We start from the raw sequence: 19,690 nt of genomic DNA on the forward strand, positions 1-19,690 counted from the left end.
TGATTTACAGCCCTGTAAGTCTGATACTTCAGTCTATCACACGGCATACATCCGCTCTAACGCTACGGGAAAGGACATTTTGAAATAAAAATCATTCGCGTACTTCACCTTTAACTCTTAATGTTGTATTTATAATGCAACTTATAGAAAGGAGACAGGCCAATGAGCGCGACTGAAAAAGCGGGTCATACATTTTTAGCCAGCCTGGGCAAAACCCGTCTGCGTCCGGGCGGCGTTGAAGCAACAGAATGGTTGTTTAGCCAGTCACAGCTGACGCCCGGCAGCCAGGTACTTGAAGTGGCGTGCAACATGGCCACGACGGCGATAGAGTTAGTTCAACGCTATGGCTGTACCGTATACGCCATTGATATGGATAAAACCGCACTGTCAAATGCAAGGAATAACGTAGCGGCAAATGGTCTGGAAAATCATATTCATGTGATGGCTGCTAACGCCAACACTCTTCCTTTTGCGGATAACAGTTTCGATGTTGTGATTAACGAAGCCATGCTGACAATGTATGCCGATAAAGCGAAGGCGAAGTTAATTGCCGAATATTATCGCGTGTTGAAGCCCGGTGGGCGTCTGCTCACCCACGACATTATGTTCACCGCCCAGAAACTGGGCGCGGGCGATCAGGGCCAGCTTGTCGATGTGGTGAAATCAAACGTTAGCCCAATGACCAGACAAGGCTGGCGTGATTTGTTTCTTAACTGCGGGTTCGAACAGGTCCTGCAGCAGAATGGCAACATGTCGCTGATGTCGCCGCGCGGATTAGTTCGTGATGAAGGGCTTACGGGGGCGGTAAAAATTGTGTTTAACGGCTTACGCACGAGCGAAAATCGTCGTCGTTTCCTGAAAATGTTTCGCTTCTTCCGTTCGCAACGTCATCAACTCAATTACATTGCCTGCTGCTCTGTAAAGGGAAAATAAAAAGGATAAACGGATGAATATTGATAAGATGAAAAAACAGCACCCGTAAAAAATCAGCCAGAGAAGATAACCTCTGGCTGATTTGTTTAGGTGGTTAACTATTGCTGGTCGTACTTTGTTTATGAAACAGTTCGCGGAATACCGGGTAAATATCATCCTGGTCGCGGATATGCTGCATCGCAAAGTTATCAAAGGTTGATTGCAGATGTTCGTATTCACGCCATAAGGTTTGGTGAGCGCGGCGAGTGATTTCGATATAGCTGTAATAGCGGACCACTGGCAGCAGCTTTTTCGCCAAAATCTCATGACACAGTGGTGAGTCATCCGCCCAGTTATCACCGTCCGATGCCTGTGCAGCATAGATGTTCCACTGGGCAGGGTTGTAGCGATCTTTCACCACTTCATCCATTAACTTCAGCGCACTGGAGACAATGGTTCCCCCGGTTTCCTGAGAGTAGAAGAACTCATGCTCATCCACTTCTTTCGCTTGGGTATGGTGGCGAATATAAACCACCTCCACGTTCTTATAGGTCCGGCTTAAGAACAGATACAGCAGGATATAAAAACGTTTAGCCATATCTTTGGTCGACTGATCCATTGAACCAGAAACGTCCATCAGGCAGAACATCACCGCCTGGCTGGAAGGGTCGGGGCGTTTTTCATAATTCTTGTAGCGTAAATCAAAGGTGTCGATAAATGGCACGCGTTCGATTTTTGCCCGTAGTTCGGCAATCTCTTTGCGTAACCGTTCCTCTTCCAGCAACTGTGCTGGTTCGCTTTTCGCGATGGTTTCCAGATCCGCTTCGAGAGCATGCAGTTCGCGACGCTTACCCGCTGTCATCGCCGTGCGGCGCGCCAGTGAGTTTTGCAGGGATCGCACCACGCTGATGTTGGCAGGCACACCGTTAGAGGTAAAACCTGCCCGGTGCGTTTTGTACTCCGTTAGCTGACGCTGCTGATTCTGCTTCAGGTTAGGAAGTGCTAAATCTTCGAACAACAGATCGAGATATTCATCTTTAGAGATCTGAAAGACGAACTCATCCTGACCCTCACCATCCTGGCTGGCCTGGCCTTGTCCGCTTCCTGAACCGCCACCGCCGCCCTGTGGGCGTTCAATGCGGTCATTCTGCACAAAATGGTCGTTACCCGGATGCACGCGATGGCGCAGGCCACCACGTCCCTGATGAAACATTGGTTCGCTAATATCATCAGTCGGAATAGAGACAGATTCGCCGCTATCCACATCAGTCACCGAACGCTTGTTAATGGCCTCGGAGATCGACTGTTTAATTTGCGATTTATAACGGCGTAAGAAGCGCTGGCGGTTTACCGTGCTCTTGTTTTTGCCGTTAAGACGCCGGTCAATAAACCAGGTCATAAGCCCCCCGTACTGCCAACTGTTCGCCATGCCTGTAAGTGCCGGATGGCGCTGGCGCTATCCGGCCTACGGAACATTGTTTTGCAAGCCCGGTAAGCGCATGCGCCACCGGGCACTTATGTTAAGACGATTTACGTACGCGCAAATACCATTCGCACAGTAAACGCACCTGTTTACGCGTGTAGCCTTTTTCCATCATACGGTCGACAAAATCGTCGTGTTTTTTCTGCTCGTCAGTCGAGGTTTTAGCATTGAACGAAATGACCGGCAGCAGCTCCTCGGTATTGGAGAACATTTTCTTCTCAATAACCGTGCGCAGTTTTTCGTAACTGGTCCAGTTTGGATTGCGACCGCTGTTATTCGCTCTGGCACGCAGAACAAAGTTGACGATCTCGTTACGAAAATCTTTCGGGTTACTGATACCCGCCGGCTTCTCAATTTTCTCCAGTTCTGAGTTCAGTGACTCGCGGTCAAACAGCTGACCGGTATCCGGGTCGCGATACTCCTGATCCTGAATCCAGAAATCCGCATAAGTGACATAACGGTCGAAAATGTTCTGTCCGTACTCGGAATAGGATTCGAGATAAGCCGTCTGGATCTCTTTGCCGATGAATTCAGCATATTTCGGGATCAAATAGCCTTTCAGGAACTCAAGATAACGCTCAGCTTGCTCCTGCGGGAACTGTTCACGTTCGATTTGCTGCTCCAGTACGTAAAACAGATGTACCGGGTTAGCTGCCACTTCGGCATGGTCAAAGTTAAAGACGCGAGAGAGGATCTTAAACGCGAAACGCGTGGAAAGACCGTTCATTCCCTCATCAACCCCGGCGTAATCCCGATACTCCTGATAGGATTTCGCTTTCGGATCTGTATCTTTCAGGCTTTCGCCATCGTAAACGCGCATCTTCGAGTAAATGCTCGAGTTCTCAGGTTCTTTCAGGCGAGAAAGAATGGTAAAGCGAGAGAGCGTTTCCAGTGTGCCCGGTGCGCAAGGCGCATGGGTCAGCTCACTGTGGTTAAGCAGTTTTTCGTAAATTTTGATCTCTTCAGAGATACGCAGGCAATAAGGCACTTTGACGATGTAAACACGGTCAAGGAACGCCTCATTGTTTTTGTTATTACGGAACGTTACCCATTCGGATTCGTTCGAGTGGGCAAGAATAATCCCGTTAAACGGCAGGGCGGAGATACCTTCTGTCCCGTTGTAGTTTCCTTCCTGGGTTGCGGTCAGCAGAGGATGCAGCACTTTAATCGGTGCTTTAAACATCTCAACGAATTCCATAATCCCCTGGTTTGAACGACACAGTGCACCCGAATAACCGTAGGCATCAGGATCGTTCTGGGCGTGGTGTTCGAGTTTACGAATATCCACTTTCCCGACCAGCGCAGAAATATCCTGGTTGTTTTCATCACCAGGCTCCGTTTTGGCGATTGCGATCTGCTCCAGAATAGACGGCCAGACTTTGACGACGCGGAATTTTGTGATGTCCCCGCCGAAATCGTGCAGACGTTTCGCAGCCCAGGGCGACATGATCGTACCGAGATAGCGACGCGGGATCCCATACTCTTTTTCCAGGATCTGCGCGTCTTCCTGCGGATTAAACAGGCATAACGGATGATCGTTGACCGGGCTACGTTCGCCATTGGCACTCAGGACATAAATCGGTACTCTCTGCATCAGCGACTTCAGTCGCTCAGCAAGAGATGATTTCCCCCCTCCCACAGGCCCCAGCAGATACAGAATCTGCTTCTTCTCTTCCAGACCCTGAGCCGCATGTTTCAAATAAGAAACAATTTGCTCAATGGCGTCTTCCATGCCGTAAAACTCTTCAAAGGCGGGATAGCGTGCAATTACCCGATTCGAAAAGAGTCGAGAAAGTCGAGGTTCGTGGGCAGTGTCGACCATGACAGGCTCACCAATAGCCATTAATAGCCGCTCTGCCGCGTTGGCATAAGCACTGCGATCTTGCCGACAAGTGGTAAGAAACTCCTGCAGCGTGAACTCTTCGTCCTTGGCAGCTTCATAACGCTGGCGATAGTGATCGAATATATTCATGGTATGCCGTCCTTTCGTTTTTTAGCACATGTTAAGAGCCGTTCATATGAATAGTAGAGGCCCCTGAAGAGGTAAACTGAACGACGTCGTTGCTGAAGAAATAAGCAACTCTCATGCCATTTTAGTGGTCAGGAGATCAACGTATTCGGTGATACACCTTCTAAAATTAAGCGTAGATGGCATTTGCAAAACTTGCCTGTGTGCGCAAATGAATTTCAATGGCATATCAATAACTCATCAGCAAAAAAAGCACATCTTATGTAAAGAATTGGAGCGGGATTCATGCGGTGTTCACCGTCCTGCAAGCAAAATGTCATCACTCGCTGAGAAATTAGGGGGTTACATTCTGGGGCGAATACGTAAAATAGTTGGGCTGAAGCGTATTGGCGGTTACACTTTGACCGCTACACATTTGAATAAGGAATTATGGATTGTGACCAAACTCAAACTTCTGGCACTTGGCGTCCTTGCCGCAACCGCAGTTAGCACCGCACAGGCGGAAAGTCAGTGGACTGTTGGCGCGGGTGTCGGCGTGATTAACAGCCCGTACAAACAGTATGACCGCGATGTTTACCCTGTTCCGGTTGTCACCTATGAAGGCGATAATGTCTGGTTCCACGGCTTGGGTGGCGGTTACTATTTGTGGAATGATACGACAGATAAGCTTTCCATCATGGCGTACTATGATCCGACGCATTTCAAGCCAGGTGATAGCGATAGCCATGCTTTGCGCCAACTCGACAAGCGTAAAAGCAGCATGATGGCTGGCCTTTCGTATGTACATAACACCCAGTATGGTTTCCTGCGTACTGCACTGGCGGGTGATACTCTGGATAACAGCAACGGCTTTATCTGGGATCTGGCCTGGCTCTACCGTTACACTAATGGTGGGCTGACTCTGACGCCGGGTATCGGTGTGCAGTACAGCAGCGAAAACTACAACGACTATTATTATGGCGTGTCCAATCACGAGTCTCGCCGCAGTGGTCTGAAAAGCTACAACGCTGACGATGGATGGGATCCGTACCTGGAGTTGACCGCGAGCTATAACTTCATTGGAAACTGGAACGTATACGGAACTGGCCGTTATGTGCGCTTGAGTGATGAAGTGAAGGACAGTCCGATGGTCGATAAGTCCTGGTCTGGCATCTTCTCGGTGGGTGTAACTTACAAGTTCTGATGCTACTGCGCGTCAAGCACTAGCCCGCATCAGTGCGGGCTTTTTTGTGCGTGACGGAGATGAATATTGATCTAAAACATGAGATTTGATTTTTTGTGCTGTTTTGGCATTCTGTCAGGCGACAACGAATTTTTAACGTATTATTCCTGTCGCTGTTACTAAAAATAAACCTGCTATTTTATTAGCCTGTTATCTATTCATTTTTGAATGAAATATAGTCGTGAAGGTTTAGCAAGTCATTGTCATGAGGTAATGGTTTGTAGCTATACAATGCGTTGATAATACTAGGGTTTATGATCGAGGTAAGCGTTATTTTCTTATTGTTAAGCACAATGAAAATTATTGATAACTCTTTTAGCATGTTTATCTCATGGCGAAAGTTAACTTTCATGTGAAAAAAACAAAAATTAATCGATTGATTTTAATTTTACATCTTTAGGTATTTATCTGAAAAAAATAAAATTGACATTAAATATCCCATTGCAGATATTAATTAAACTTTAAAGTATCGACAGCAACTATTCATGGCATTAAATATAATTCGCCATGTGGATTTTTTGAGAATAAACCTGGTATATATAATGAAAAAGTTAATCATGATAGCTGTGATGGGCGGGATTCTGGTTGGTTGTTCCTCCGAGGCTTCACGCATGAATGCTTGCGAAAGCAAGGGTGTGAGCCGTGATGCCTGTTATGTTGCGGAGCAAAACCGTCAGGCGACAATCAATGCTGCCGCTGAAAAACAGGCTATGGAAAATGCGCAAAACTTGTATGGCACAAATGATACAAATTCCAGTCACCACCACAAACACGATAAATATTAAGGTTTAACTAATGAAGAAATTAATTATTATCGCTGCTCTGGTGGCTTCCTCTGCTGCGCCTGCGTATGCCATCAGTGAGGCTTATCGTCAACAGTTACAGCATGAACATAAAACCATGGTCAGTGACACGAATGCCCCGGTACACGCCAGTAAAATCACGCCCGTGCATGTGAATAAACTTGGAGTGGACTTTAAACGTGGTGCTGATGGCATTGCTTATATTAATGGCAAACCTGCGGCAAATGATGAGAATAGTGCTGAAGCTCAGTCTTATAGCGCAGGTTTGATTTCCGTTATCGTCTATAAAAACGGAAAAATCAACGCTATGAAAGAGGGGAAATATTTAGGTCGGTTGAAATAACCACTTCGTAGATAAGATTTTGTATTTTTTCGGCCCGGGAACATCTGCTGTTCCCGGGCTTTTTATTGCGCTCGCCTTAACAATCGGTTTCCAATCCATGATGGTGCAATTTGTGCACCCTAACAGGACACATGCACGTTGTTTTGCTTTACTGTGGTGCATTAACACAGGAGGGTGCGATGACAGCGAAACAGGTGACGTTTACAAACCAGGTATCGCTTCCTGCTATTGGGCAGGGAACATGGTACATGGGCGAGGATCCAAGCCGACGCCGGGATGAAGTGTCTGCGCTGCAGGCCGGACTGGATCTCGGCCTGCGATTGATTGATACCGCAGAAATGTACGCTGATGGTGCAGCGGAAGAGGTGGTGGGTGAAGCATTAACGGGACGGCGTGATAGCGCTTTTTTAGTCTCGAAAGTTTACCCATGGAATGCCGGTGGACAGAAAGCCATTGCCGCCTGCGAAGCGAGTCTGCGTCGACTGAAAACTGATTATCTGGATCTCTATTTGCTGCACTGGATGGGCGATTTTTCATTTGCAGAGACCATCGATGCCATGGAAACACTGATTGCGCAGGGGAAAATCCGCCGTTGGGGCGTCTCAAATCTCGATTATGATGATATGCAGGCGTTATGGCAGGTACCCGGTGGACGAGAGTGTGCAACTAACCAGGTGCTTTATCATTTAGCCTCGCGCGGTATTGAATATGATTTACTGCCGTGGTGCCAGCAGCAGCAGATGCCGGTCATGGCATACAGTCCGCTGGCTCAGGCGGGACGACTGCGTGGCGATTTGCTTTCTAACTCTGTGGTGAATGACATCGCGCGTGCGCACAATGTTAGCGCTGCGCAGATTTTGCTGGCATGGGTGATTCGTCAGTCGGGTGTAATAGCCATCCCGAAAGCCGCAAGCGTAGCGCATGTCGAACAAAATGCCGCCGCGCTGGGGATAACGCTCTCTGTAGATGAGTTGAAGCAGTTAGATAAGGCGTATCCGGCGCCAAACGGTAAAACCGCGCTGGATATGGCCTGATTTGCCAAATGCCGATGTTCCCACAGCTTATGAGGCCTACGGCTGTATGTAGTTTGTAGGCCGGATAACGCGTTAGCCGCATCCGGCACGTTGCGCAGAGCGGTCTGATGGCGCTGCACTTATCAGGCCTACGGCTGTATGTAGTTTGTCGGCCGGATAAGGCGTTAGCCGCATCCGGCATGGTGCGTGGAACTGCCTGAGGGCGCTGTGCTTATCAGACCTGCGGCTGCGTGTAGTTTGTAGGCCGGATAAGGCGTCAGCCGCATCCGGCATGATGCGCGGAACTGCCTGATGGCGCTGCACTTATCAGACCTGCGGCTGTATGTAGTTTGTAGGCCGGATAAGGCATTAGCCGCATTCGGCATGGGGACGTGTAACTGCCTGATGGCGCTGTGCTTATCAGGCCTGCGGCTGCGTGTAGTTTGTAGGCCGGATAAGGCGTTAGCCGCATCCGGCATGGTGCGCAGAGCTGTGTTAGCGTTTAGCTACACGAATAGTCTGCGCGAGGCGAGATGGTTTTTCTTCGGTGGTTTTCTGCGGAGCGGTCGCGTAAGCCGTTTCTACACAAACAAACGTTTTGTAGCCATCATCCGGCATGTCGCCCATGCTGACGGACAGCGCCGGGCCAGGGTTCCAGCCCACGACATTCAGATGGTGGTGGTGGACAACATCTATATTGCGATTCAACGCATCATCATGAATCACGCTGCATGCTTCCGGATTCAGATAGACACGATCGGTACGGTCCGGGAAGGTCTGGATACCATCAGCCAGTACGTCTTCTTTGGCATCATTCACTTTATCGATCAGACGATCGCCAAGACCGCTGACTTTCACTGCCGCAATATCACCAACGTTGAAATAGGTATGCAGCGCGGAGGTGGTTTCAAACTCACCGTGCGCTTCCAGCTCCATCTCGCAGGTGGCGCCCACTTTGAACCGGGCCAGCAGACAGAACTCGTGCGGCCAAAGCTGACGCGTTTCAGTGCTACTTTGCAGTTCGAACGTCAGAACTACACCATTCTCGTCTTCGTTATGCGCTTTCAGCGTCCATGGCAGGTTGCGGGCAAAACCATGCGAAGGCAGGCCCTGCTGAGCCGCCGGACCAAACCACGGCCAGCAAATTGGTACGCCGCCACGCAGCGCTACGCCGGTTTTAAACGGGGTATTATTACTTAACCACAGGACTTCCTCTTCACCATTTGGTTTCCAGGAAAGAAGATGTGCGCCCTGCAGTGCGAAAGAAGCTTTAACCTGTGGGTGATCGACAACAAGAACCTCAAGCTCATCAAGCTGACGGCGGGAGAGGACAGGGGTAATTTGTTCGATTACCGGAAGTGCAAAAATTTTATTAATCATTACGCAATCCTTTCTTCAGGCAAAAAAAAGAGCGACCTGAGTCGCTCTTACAGATTACTGTTTCATCTCAACTTATTTGGAGATGTGAGCAATCAGGTCCAGAACTTTGTTGGAGTAGCCGGTTTCGTTGTCGTACCAGGATACCAGTTTCACGAAGTTGTCGTTCAGTGCGATACCTGCTTTAGCATCGAACACGGAAGTGCAAACTTCACCGTTGAAATCGGTAGATACTACGTCGTCTTCGGTGTAACCCAGAACGCCTTTCATCGGGCCTTCGGAAGCAGCTTTGATTGCTTTCTTAATTTCTTCGTAAGAAGCAGCTTTTTCCAGACGAACGGTCAGGTCAACAACGGATACGTTCGGGGTAGGAACGCGGAACGCCATACCAGTCAGTTTGCCGTTCAGTTCTGGCAGTACTTTACCTACAGCTTTAGCTGCACCGGTAGAGGACGGGATGATGTTCTGGGATGCGCCGCGGCCGCCGCGCCAGTCTTTGTGAGACGGGCCATCAACGGTTTTCTGAGTAGCGGTGGTCGCGTGAACAGTAGTCATCAGACCTTCGATGATGCCGAAGTTGTCGTTGATAACTTTAGCCAGCGGAGCCAGGCAGTTAGTGGTGCAGGAAGCGTTAGAAACGATGTCCTGACCTTCGTATTTGTCAAAGTTAGCGCCTTTAACAAACATCGGAGTGTTATCTTTGGACGGACCAGTCAGAACCACTTTTTTCGCGCCAGCAGTGATGTGCTTACGAGCGGTTTCATCTGTCAGGAACAGGCCAGTAGCTTCAGCTACTACGTCAACACCAACTTCGTCCCATTTCAGGTTAGCCGGATCACGTTCAGCGGTAACACGGATTTTTTTACCGTTTACGATCAGATGACCGTCTTTCACTTCAACGGTACCGTTGAAACGGCCGTGAGTGGAGTCATATTTCAGCATGTAAGCCATGTAGTCAGCGTCTAACAGGTCGTTGATTGCAACGATCTCGATGTCAGAGCGTTCTTGAGCAGCACGGAAAACAATGCGACCGATACGGCCAAAACCGTTGATACCTACTTTGATAGTCATATATTCCACCAGCTATTTGTTAGTGAATAAAAGGTTGCCTGTAAAATTACAAAAACCTTACGCAGCGTCAAGCGGAATCGTGTCAATCATTGCGACAAATCAATCTGCTGCCTAAGCTTTGCGCAACTGACTCGCCTCACTCTTCCTTTGGGCTTGAAACCACATGGGGTCGGCGGCCCGAATTTTAAAGGGCAATCAAGATAAAAACGTGATTCTGATCACGAATTGCAGGCTGCCATTTCGCAAGGATCAAGTTTAGAACAAAAGTTCGCACTCCGGTGTTAATGTTTTGTTAGAATCTGTCTCGCGATGTGAGTTTAGATAAAGCGAGATGTGAGCAAATGGCTAATCAACCTTCTCCAGAAGAACTGAAAAAAAATTTAACCGAAATGCAGTTCTATGTGACGCAGAATCACGGGACAGAACCGCCATTTACCGGACGTTTGCTACATAACAAACGTGACGGCATCTACCACTGTTTGATCTGCGACAATCCGCTATTTCGTTCCGAGACAAAATATGACTCTGGCTGCGGTTGGCCCAGCTTTTACGAGCCTGTCAGCGATGAGGCTATCCGTTACATAAAAGATACGTCACACGGCATGCAGCGCATTGAAATCCGCTGCGGAAACTGTGATGCGCACCTGGGACACGTCTTCCCGGATGGTCCGAAACCTACCGGTGAACGGTACTGCGTTAACTCAGCGTCTTTGAACTTCACCGATGGTGATAACGGTGAGCAAACCAAGGGTTGAAGAAACGATTCAGCAAATTATTCTACGGAGAGTGGATTTAACATGAATCTTGATGAGATGATCAACAGCATGACGCCGGAAGTTTATCAGCGCTTATCGACTGCCGTTGAACTCGGAAAATGGCCGGATGGCGTAGCGCTAACGGCAGAACAAAAAGAGAATAGCTTACAGCTGGTGATGTTATGGCAGGCGCGAAACAATATTGACGCGCAGCATATGACGATTGATACCAACGGTGAGATGGTGATGAAGAGCAAGCAGCAGTTGAAGGTGGAGTTTGGTATTACGCCAGAACCTATTGCGACGTTTAAATCCTGATTACCCAGGCCCGGCAAACATCTGTGTCGGGCCTGCAGTTGATGTTATTTCTTGTTCATCATCGCCTTCAGATCGGCGAACGGGTTGTATTTCGCTTCGCCCACGGCCTTTTGCGCATCTTCTCCTGCAACCACCGTTGAACCATACTGGTCCGCTTCCGTATATTTGGAATGCTCGTGATCGTGGCAGTACAGGCACAACATTTCCCAGTTGCTACCATCTTCCGGGTTATTCGAGTGATCGTGATCGATATGGTGTACCGTCAACTCGCGCAAATTTGAATACACGAACTCACGGGAACAGCGTCCGCAGACCCAGGGGAAGAGTTTAAGCGCCTTTTCCCGGTAACCGACTTCCAGACGGGCGTAATTTTTAGGGATAAAAGCCATAAAGCTCATGCCTCCAGTAGAAAATGAAGAGCTGCGCCAAAAGCTGGCGCAGCAGAATGCGCTAATCATAACCTATTGTGTCAGGCGTTGGGATCAGTGTTTGATGCCTAACGAATCGGCCAACTGCTTCGCCAACTGATTATTGTCATCTGCGCCGTACTCCCAGAACATGGCGCCTGCCAACCCTTTGCTTTTGATGTAGTCGGCTTTGATCGCCACCGAACGCGGGTTTTCATAGGAGAGGGCAAAGAGTTTTTTTCCATCCGCAGACTGTACCGACAGCCACGGCACTTTCGCTTCATCATCCCAATGTTGACTAAAGCGTTTTTGCGGATCGTTGATCAACTTCGCCACGATATCGTTGTACTTCACGTAGGTGTCTTTGCTCAGGTCGACGCCCAGTGATTTGAACAACTCAATTTGAGCTGACTCGAAATAGGGCTGGGTAGCCGGGTTTTTCTGCGCGTCAGGTTTGCTCCAGTCAATACCTGGCTCAACGGCGCGTTTTGGTACGCGTCCATAAAAGCCAATGCCCAGATTCATTTGACTCGGTTTCAGACCGGCGGCGAGATAGTTATTGACCACAAAATCGGCGCTGTACTTATCCGCCGCGGCGACCGTCGGCCATTGCGTCGAATCATACAGGTTCGAGTTGAAATACTGGGTGCCGTAAGCCATGTCATAGGTCATCAGGTTGATGTAGTCGAGCGATGGTGCAATGGCTTTTACATCCACCCAGCTTTTCGGACTTTCCGCATTCGCGCCCACGGCGATGGTCAGCAGTTTTTTATGCCCCAATGCGGCACGCAGCTCTGTTAACAGCGCGGTGAAGTTAGCGCGGTCAGCCGGTTGGCTTTCGACCAGTCCCCAGGCGCCGTTAACTGGATATTCCCAGTCGAGGTCGATGCCATCCAGACCATATTTCGCAATTATCTCCTGTGCAGACTGAATAAACACTGCGCGTGTTTCCTTCGTTGCTGCCGCGCCAGAGAATCCACGCGCTCCCCAGCCGCCGACGGAAAGCAAAACTTTCAGGTTTGGATTTTGTTTACGCAGCTGTGGAATTTTCAGCAAATCATCCTGCACTTTCTGTGAAAGCCAAATCTGATGCAGTTTGCTGGCGTCTTTTAAGGCGTCATTGGTCTCGTCTTTTTCGTTGTTGTAGACAAGGCCAAACGAATAGTTGAGATGGGTTATCTGGCGAACATCCAGTTTATTGATGTCGCCACCGGGACCGGCAGTGACGTCGCCGCCACCATTAAAGTAGCCAACTGACATCAGTGAACTGGCGGAAACAACGCTGGCGCAGAGCAGGGGTAATGCTGCCAACAAAGGCAATAGTTTCATCGGTGTTCCTCTTTGACATTTAAACAAGCAAACACGCCACGGAAATGGCGTGGCGAAAAAAACAGCACCCGCAGGTTAACAGTTTCATAACAGGAAAAATGCGAAGGGGTTCACGCCATTTTAGCGAAGCGGCAGCCACGTTCACTTGGGTTTCAGTTCATCTTTGCATTTATTTGTGATCTTGGTTGTGAAATACAGATCAAAATCTGTGTTTTAAAGATTTAGTGTTGACCTCAAAAATTATATGGATAAGTATGATGGTCACTGATGCAAAACTAAACACAAAGGAAAATTCCATGAAAGCACTGGCGAGATTTGGCAAGGCCTTTGGCGGCTACAAGATGATTGATGTTCCGGAACCGGTATGTGGTCCGGATGACGTTGTGATTGAAATTAAGGCTGCTGCTATCTGCGGCGCTGACATGAAACACTACAATGTCGACAGTGGATCCGAGCAGTTTAATTCGATTCGTGGTCATGAATTTGCGGGTCAAATTGTGCAGGTTGGCGACAAGGTTAAGGACTGGAAGGTGGGACAGCGAGTTGTGTCTGACAACAGCGGGCACGTTTGCGGCGTTTGTCCGGCCTGTGAACAGGGCGATTTTCTTTGTTGTACAGAAAAGGTGAATTTAGGTCTGGACAACAATACCTGGGGCGGTGGGTTTTCTAAATATTGTCTGGTCCCTGGGGAAATCCTCAAAATTCACCGCCATGCTCTGTGGGAAATCCCGGCAGGGGTAGATTATGAAGAGGCGGCTGTACTGGATCCTATCTGCAATGCCTACAAATCTATCGCTCAGCAATCCAAATTTCTTCCAGGCCAGGATGTGGTGGTCTTTGGTACCGGTCCGTTAGGACTCTTTTCTGTTCAAATGGCGCGCATTATGGGGGCCGTTAATATTGTGATGGTCGGGCTGGAAGAGGATGTTGCCGTACGCTTCCCGATCGCCAAAGAGCTGGGCGCGACAGCTGTCGTTAACGGTTCGACCGAAGATGTGGTTGCACGCTGCCAGGAAATCTGCGGTAAAGACAATTTGGGGCTGGTCATCGAATGCTCTGGTGCGAATATCGCCCTTAAACAATCAATCGAAATGCTGCGCCCGAATGGTGAAGTCGTTCGCGTCGGTATGGGCTTTAAACCTCTCGATTTCTCCATCAACGACATCACCGCGTGGAATAAAAGCATCATTGGCCATATGGCCTACGATTCCACATCCTGGCGCAACGCCATACGCCTGCTGGCCAGCGGCGCAATCAACGTTAAACCGATGATCACTCACCGTATCGGCCTGTCGCAATGGCGCGAAGGGTTTGACGCCATGGTCGATAAAACCGCGATTAAAGTCATCATGACTTACGACTTTGATGAATAACATGTCTATTAAAAGGACGTTATCGCATGGAACAAATAGCAAAACCGCACTGCGGCGCCAGGCTGGACAGGCTACCTGACTGCCGTTGGCACACATCGATGTTTGCGATGGTTGCTTTTGGATTACTGGTTTGTTGGAGTAATGCCGTTGGCGGATTAATTCTCGCGCAGTTAAAAGAGCTTGGTTGGACCGATAATTCCACCACCGCCACGTTTTCAGCCATTACGACAGCGGGAATGTTTCTCGGCGCGCTCGGTGGGGGAATTATCGGCGATAAAACCGGACGTAAAAACGCATTTATTTTATATGAAGCGATTCATATTATTTCTATGATCGTTGGCGCGTTTTCACCAAATATGACTTTCCTGATCGCCTGCCGTTTTGTAATGGGAGTTGGATTAGGCGCGCTGTTGGTGACTCTGTTTGCCGGGTTCACCGAATATATGCCAGGCAGGAATCGCGGCACCTGGTCAAGCCGGGTCTCGTTTATCGGTAACTGGTCTTATCCGCTCTGTTCGCTGATCGCGATGGGATTGACGCCGTTGATCAGCGCCGAATGGAACTGGCGCGTGCAGTTGATGATCCCGGCCGTACTGTCGCTGGTGGCGACCGTTATTGCCTGGCGTAGTTTCCCGGAGTCGCCTCGTTGGCTGGAATCCCGCGGACGCTACGCCGAAGCTGAAAAGGTGATGCGGGCCATTGAAGAAGGGGTTGTTCAGCAGACCGGCAAGCCACTGCCGCCTGTGGTATTTGAAGATGACGGCAAAGCCCCGCGCACGGTTCCTTACTCGGCCTTATTAACGGGTGTGTTACTGAAGCGCGTTATTTTAGGTTCCTTTGTCCTGATTGCCATGAACGTCGTCCAGTACACCTTAATTAATTGGCTACCGACAATATTTATGACTCAGGGCATTAATCTGAAAGACTCCATTGTCTTAAATACCATGAGTATGTTCGGCGCGCCGTTTGGAATTTTTATAGCCATGCTGGTAATGGATAAAATTCCCAGAAAGACAATGGGTGTGGGATTATTAGTGTTAATTGCCGTGCTGGGATATATCTATTCACTGCAAACCAGCATGCTACTGATTACGCTAATTGGTTTCTTCCTGATTACTTTTGTCTATATGTACGTTTGCTACGCCTCGGCAGTCTATGTTCCGGAAATATGGCCGACCGAAGCGAAACTTCGCGGTTCTGGTCTGGCGAATGCGGTAGGGCGTATCAGCGGTATCGCCGCGCCTTATGCAGTCGCGGTATTGCTTAACGGTTATGGAGTGACGGGTGTATTTGTACTGCTGGGTGCGGTCTCCATTATTGTCGCTGTCGCCATTGCTACCATTGGAATTGAAACCAAAGGCGTCTCTGTCGAAAGCCTCGGTATTGATGCAGTTACCAGCAAATAATATTGATGGGAAATAAAATGAAAAATTCAAAAGCGATATTAAAAACGCCGGGCACGATGAAAATTATTGCCGCCGATATCCCGGTACCCAAAGAGCATGAAGTACTGATCAAAATTGAATACGTAGGTATTTGCGGTTCAGATGTTCACGGTTTCGAATCAGGTCCCTTTATTCCGCCAAAAGACCCGAACCAGGAAATTGGCCTCGGACATGAATGTGCCGGTACGGTGGTGGCGGTAGGAAATCGCGTCAGTAAATTTAAACCGGGCGACCGGGTGAACATTGAACCCGGCGTGCCGTGCGGTCACTGCCGCTACTGTCTGGAGGGCAAATACAACATCTGTCCTGATGTCGACTTTATGGCCACGCAGCCTAATTATCGCGGCGCGCTAACCCACTATCTGTGCCATCCGGAGAGCTTCACTTACAAGTTGCCCGATAATATGGACACCATGGAAGGCGCGCTGGTAGAGCCTGCGGCGGTAGGGATGCATGCCGCAATGCTGGCGGACGTTAAACCGGGCAAGAAAATCGTCATTTTGGGGGCGGGCTGTATTGGTTTAATGACCCTGCAAGCCTGTAAATGTTTGGGTGCTACCGACATCGCCGTTGTTGATGTCCTGGAAAAGCGTCTGGCCATGGCCGAGCAGCTTGGCGCGACGACTGTGATCAACGGGGCGAAAGAGGACACCGTTGCCCGCTGTCAGCAGTTCTCCGGCGATATGGGGGCTGACATTGTTTTTGAAACTGCCGGCTCGGCGATCACCGTTAAGCAGGCTCCGTACCTGGTGATGCGCGGCGGGAAAATCATGATCGTTGGGACAGTTCCCGGTGATTCGGCGATTAATTTCCTCAAAATTAACCGCGAAGTCTCCATTCAGACTGTTTTCCGCTACGCCAACCGCTATCCGGTCACTATTGAAGCCATTTCCTCCGGGCGTTTCGATGTCAAGTCGATGGTGACGCATATTTATGATTATGAAGATGTTCAGCGCGCGTTTGATGAGTCAGTCAACAACAAACGCGAAATTATCAAAGGCGTTATTAAAGTTAACCATTAATTTATTGAAAAGGGAGAAACAACTATGCTGGCAGATATTAAATATTGGGAAAATGATGCCCAGAATAAACATTATGCGATTGCCCACTTTAACGTGTGGAATGCGGAAATGTTAATGGGGGTGATGGATGCGGCGGAAGAGTCTAAATCGCCGGTAATTATTTCATTCGGCACCGGCTTTGTGGGTAATACATCTTTTGAAGATTTTTCGCATATGATGGTTTCGATGGCGAAAAAAGCCTTAGTGCCGGTTATTACCCATTGGGACCACGGGCGCAGTATGGAAATTATCCATAACGCCTGGACTCACGGCATGAATTCACTGATGCGCGATGCCTCCGCTTTTGATTTCGAAGAGAATATTCGCCTGACTAAAGAGGCGGTGGACTTCTTCCATCCGTTGGGTATTCCGGTTGAGGCGGAGCTGGGCCACGTGGGGAATGAAACGGTTTATGAAGAAGCGCTGGCGGGCTATCACTATACTGACCCGAGCCAGGCGGCGGAATTTGTCGAGCGTACCGGCTGCGATTCTCTGGCGGTGGCGATTGGTAACCAGCACGGCGTTTATACCTCTGAGCCGAAACTGAATTTCGATGTGGTCAAACGGGTGCGCGAGGCGGTATCCGTTCCGCTGGTGCTGCACGGCGCGTCCGGCATTAGCGATGCGGATATCAAAAAAGCCATTTCATTAGGTATTTCGAAAATCAATATTCATACCGAACTGTGCCAGGCGGCAATGGCGGCGATGCAGGAGAACCAGAACCAGCCGTTCCTGCACGTTGAGCGTGAAGTTCGCAAAGCGGTAAAAGAGCGCGCGCTGGAGAAAATCAAACTGTTTGGCTCTGACGGTAAAGCGGAATGACAATATGGATAATATCGAGGTTATTTGTATAGGGGCGGCAATTGTTGATATTCCCTTGCAACCAGTGAGTAAAAATATCTTTGATGTTGACTCTTATCCATTAGAACGAATAGCAATGACCACGGGAGGTGACGCTATTAATGAGGCGACGATTATTTCTCGCCTTGGCCATCGCACGGCGTTAATGAGTCGGATAGGTAATGATGCAGCCGGTTATTTTATTGTCGACCACTGCCATCGGGAGAATATTGATATTAAAAGCCTGAAGCAGGATGTTGATATTGATACTTCCATTAACGTGGGTTTAGTCACCGCTGATGGTGAACGCACCTTTGTGACTAACCGTAACGGCAGTTTATGGAAACTGAATATAAACGATGTTGATTTTGACCGATTCTCGCAGGCAAAGCTGCTGTCGCTGGCGAGTATTTTTAATAGTCCGCTGCTTGATGGCCAGGCGTTAACGGATATTTTCACTCAGGCCAAAGTGCATGGATTAATTATCTGCGCCGACATGATTAAGCCACGGCTTAACGAAACGCTGGACGACATCCGTGAAGCGCTGAGCTACGTGGATTATCTGTTTCCCAATTTTGAAGAGGCAAAACTGCTCACCGGGAAAGATACGCTGGATGAGATTGCTGACAGTTTCCTGAACTGTGGTGTGAAAACCGTCGTGATTAAGACCGGTAAAAGAGGCTGCTTTATCAAACGTGTCGATATGAAAATGGTAGTCCCGGCCGTGTCGGGGATTACCGCCATCGACACCATCGGCGCGGGGGATAACTTTGCTTCAGGATTTATCTCCGCGCTGCTTGAAGGTAAGCCGCTTCGCGACTGCGCGCTGTTTGCTAATGCAACGGCGGCAATATCGGTACTGAGCGTGGGTGCGACAACGGGTGTGAAGAACAGAAAGCTGGTTGAACAACTTCTTGACGAATACGAAGGGTAATAGCGGCAGATGAAAATGATTCCTTTAGGCAGTACGGATATTACGCTTTCCCGCATGGGATTAGGTACATGGGCCATTGGCGGCGGTCCGGCATGGAATGGCGATCTCGATTTGCAGATTTGTATTGATACCATTGTTGAGGCGCATCGCTGCGGTATTAATCTGATTGATACCGCGCCAGGATACAACTTTGGCAACAGTGAAGTGATAGTCGGTCAGGCGCTGAAAAAGCTGCCGCGCAGCGAGGTAGTGGTTGAAACCAAATGCGGCATCGTCTGGGAGCGAACAGGCAGCCTGTTTAACAAAGTGGGCGATCGCCAGCTGTATAAAAACCTCACGCCTGAGTCGATTCGTGAGGAGGTTGATGCCAGCCTGCAAAGATTGGGTATCGACAGTATTGATATTTATATGACCCACTGGCAGTCGGTTGAACCCTGTTTTACGCCGATTGCTGAAACCGTAGACACGCTGAACACACTGAAAAAAGAGGGAAAAATCCGTTCGATTGGTGCGGCGAACGTCGATGCCGGGCATATAAGGGAGTATCTCAAACACGGTGAGCTGGATATCATCCAGGCCAAGTACAGCATTCTTGACCGGGCGCTGGAAGCTGATCTGCTGCCGCTATGCCAGCAGAATGGCATCATCGTGCAGGTATATTCACCGCTTGAGCAGGGGTTATTGACTGGTACTATCGCCCGAGATTATGTTCCTGGCGGCGCACGGGCTAACAAGGTTTGGTTTCAGCGGGAAAATATGCTGCGGGTGATTGATATGCTAGAGCAGTGGCAGCCACTGTGTGAAAAATACCGCTGCACAATCCCCGCATTAGCTCTGGCGTGGATTTTAAAGCAAAGCGATTTGATCACCTTACTGAGTGGTGCAACCGCACCTGAACAGGTTCGCGAGAACGTCGAGGCGTTAACCATTCCCCTGACAGATGATGATTCATCATTGATGAGGCGAATGGCGGAAGCGTTGGATATAAATTAAGTCGGATAGAATTGACCTCTGTTTCTGCGTAAAAAAGTATTG

Annotated in this window: 19 protein-coding genes; 13 read left to right on the top strand and 6 right to left on the bottom strand. The window is 49.1% G+C overall.

Annotation, left to right across the window (positions count from 1 at the left end):
- Nucleotides 1-162: 162 nt before the first annotated feature.
- A complete protein-coding gene (locus OGY09_RS18475; RefSeq protein ID WP_008784518.1) occupies nt 163-933 on the top strand; it encodes a class I SAM-dependent methyltransferase in 771 nt (256 codons plus the stop codon).
- Nucleotides 934-1,027: 94 nt separating this feature from the next.
- On the opposite strand, the gene OGY09_RS18480 is transcribed toward OGY09_RS18475, so the two are convergent.
- Complete coding sequence (locus OGY09_RS18480) at nt 1,028-2,311, bottom strand: YeaH/YhbH family protein (RefSeq protein ID WP_003832459.1); 1,284 nt, start codon at nt 2,309-2,311, stop codon at nt 1,028-1,030.
- A 121-nt stretch (nt 2,312-2,432) separates the two neighbouring features.
- Nucleotides 2,433-4,367, bottom strand: coding sequence for a protein kinase YeaG (gene yeaG / locus OGY09_RS18485; RefSeq protein ID WP_003030707.1), 1,935 nt, complete (start codon nt 4,365-4,367; stop codon nt 2,433-2,435).
- 433 nt (nt 4,368-4,800) lie between these two features.
- Between yeaG and OGY09_RS18490 the strand changes: the two genes are divergently transcribed.
- The 4 genes from OGY09_RS18490 (at nt 4,801) to OGY09_RS18505 (ending at nt 7,766) form a co-directional block, all read left to right on the top strand.
- Nucleotides 4,801-5,547 carry a MipA/OmpV family protein gene (locus OGY09_RS18490; protein ID WP_032943108.1) on the top strand — a complete coding sequence of 249 codons (747 nt, stop codon included), beginning with the start codon at nt 4,801-4,803 and terminating at the stop codon, nt 5,545-5,547.
- A gap of 581 nt (nt 5,548-6,128) precedes the next feature.
- On the top strand, nt 6,129-6,371 hold the full coding sequence (locus tag OGY09_RS18495) for a hypothetical protein (protein ID WP_032943109.1): 243 nt from the start codon (nt 6,129-6,131) through the stop codon (nt 6,369-6,371).
- 10 nt (nt 6,372-6,381) lie between these two features.
- Nucleotides 6,382-6,732: a hypothetical protein gene (locus OGY09_RS18500; RefSeq protein WP_032943110.1), complete on the top strand. Its 351-nt coding sequence runs from the start codon at nt 6,382-6,384 to the stop codon at nt 6,730-6,732.
- 179 nt (nt 6,733-6,911) lie between these two features.
- Nucleotides 6,912-7,766: an aldo/keto reductase gene (locus OGY09_RS18505; protein WP_032943111.1), complete on the top strand. Its 855-nt coding sequence runs from the start codon at nt 6,912-6,914 to the stop codon at nt 7,764-7,766.
- A gap of 474 nt (nt 7,767-8,240) precedes the next feature.
- Here the strand turns inward: OGY09_RS18505 and OGY09_RS18510 are convergent, their stop codons facing one another.
- Together OGY09_RS18510 and gapA are read right to left on the bottom strand one after the other, a co-directional pair.
- Nucleotides 8,241-9,125 carry a D-hexose-6-phosphate mutarotase gene (locus tag OGY09_RS18510; protein WP_150388301.1) on the bottom strand — a complete coding sequence of 295 codons (885 nt, stop codon included), beginning with the start codon at nt 9,123-9,125 and terminating at the stop codon, nt 8,241-8,243.
- 72 nt (nt 9,126-9,197) lie between these two features.
- Nucleotides 9,198-10,193 (bottom strand): glyceraldehyde-3-phosphate dehydrogenase, encoded by a 996-nt coding sequence (gene gapA, locus OGY09_RS18515; protein ID WP_003030697.1) that lies wholly within the window; start codon nt 10,191-10,193, stop codon nt 9,198-9,200.
- Between the two features lie 341 nt (nt 10,194-10,534).
- On the opposite strand from gapA, the gene msrB reads away from it, so the two are divergent.
- Nucleotides 10,535-10,948 carry a peptide-methionine (R)-S-oxide reductase MsrB gene (gene msrB / locus OGY09_RS18520; RefSeq protein ID WP_032943113.1) on the top strand — a complete coding sequence of 138 codons (414 nt, stop codon included), beginning with the start codon at nt 10,535-10,537 and terminating at the stop codon, nt 10,946-10,948.
- A 42-nt stretch (nt 10,949-10,990) separates the two neighbouring features.
- Nucleotides 10,991-11,266 (top strand): YeaC family protein, encoded by a 276-nt coding sequence (locus OGY09_RS18525; protein WP_003030693.1) that lies wholly within the window; start codon nt 10,991-10,993, stop codon nt 11,264-11,266.
- A gap of 44 nt (nt 11,267-11,310) precedes the next feature.
- On the opposite strand, the gene yajD is transcribed toward OGY09_RS18525, so the two are convergent.
- Entirely contained in the window at nt 11,311-11,655 is a 345-nt protein-coding gene (gene yajD / locus OGY09_RS18530; protein WP_003832478.1) for an HNH nuclease YajD, read from the bottom strand.
- Nucleotides 11,656-11,748: 93 nt separating this feature from the next.
- Nucleotides 11,749-13,002, bottom strand: a complete 1,254-nt coding sequence (chiD, locus tag OGY09_RS18535; RefSeq protein WP_020996455.1) for a chitinase ChiD — start codon at nt 13,000-13,002, stop codon at nt 11,749-11,751.
- A gap of 296 nt (nt 13,003-13,298) precedes the next feature.
- Between chiD and OGY09_RS18540 the strand changes: the two genes are divergently transcribed.
- The 6 genes from OGY09_RS18540 to ydjG are packed head-to-tail and all read left to right on the top strand — an operon-like array spanning nt 13,299 to nt 19,648.
- The gene (locus OGY09_RS18540) at nt 13,299-14,375 is read left to right on the top strand and encodes a zinc-binding dehydrogenase (RefSeq protein WP_003832481.1); all 1,077 of its coding nucleotides are present in this window, start codon (nt 13,299-13,301) and stop codon (nt 14,373-14,375) included.
- 26 nt (nt 14,376-14,401) lie between these two features.
- The gene (locus OGY09_RS18545; protein WP_032943114.1) at nt 14,402-15,781 is read left to right on the top strand and encodes an MFS transporter; all 1,380 of its coding nucleotides are present in this window, start codon (nt 14,402-14,404) and stop codon (nt 15,779-15,781) included.
- Nucleotides 15,782-15,798: 17 nt separating this feature from the next.
- Entirely contained in the window at nt 15,799-16,842 is a 1,044-nt protein-coding gene (locus OGY09_RS18550) for an NAD(P)-dependent alcohol dehydrogenase (RefSeq protein ID WP_003832485.1), read from the top strand.
- Between the two features lie 24 nt (nt 16,843-16,866).
- A complete protein-coding gene (locus tag OGY09_RS18555; RefSeq protein WP_275399024.1) occupies nt 16,867-17,703 on the top strand; it encodes a ketose-bisphosphate aldolase in 837 nt (278 codons plus the stop codon).
- Nucleotides 17,704-17,707: 4 nt separating this feature from the next.
- Nucleotides 17,708-18,655 carry a sugar kinase gene (locus OGY09_RS18560; RefSeq protein WP_057068373.1) on the top strand — a complete coding sequence of 316 codons (948 nt, stop codon included), beginning with the start codon at nt 17,708-17,710 and terminating at the stop codon, nt 18,653-18,655.
- Between the two features lie 9 nt (nt 18,656-18,664).
- Nucleotides 18,665-19,648: an NADH-dependent methylglyoxal reductase gene (gene ydjG, locus OGY09_RS18565; protein ID WP_275399023.1), complete on the top strand. Its 984-nt coding sequence runs from the start codon at nt 18,665-18,667 to the stop codon at nt 19,646-19,648.
- Nucleotides 19,649-19,690: the final 42 nt, after the last annotated feature.

It is taken from the genome of Citrobacter sp. Cpo071 (assembly GCF_030332765.1).
Classification (GTDB): Bacteria; Pseudomonadota; Gammaproteobacteria; order Enterobacterales; family Enterobacteriaceae; genus Citrobacter; species Citrobacter portucalensis.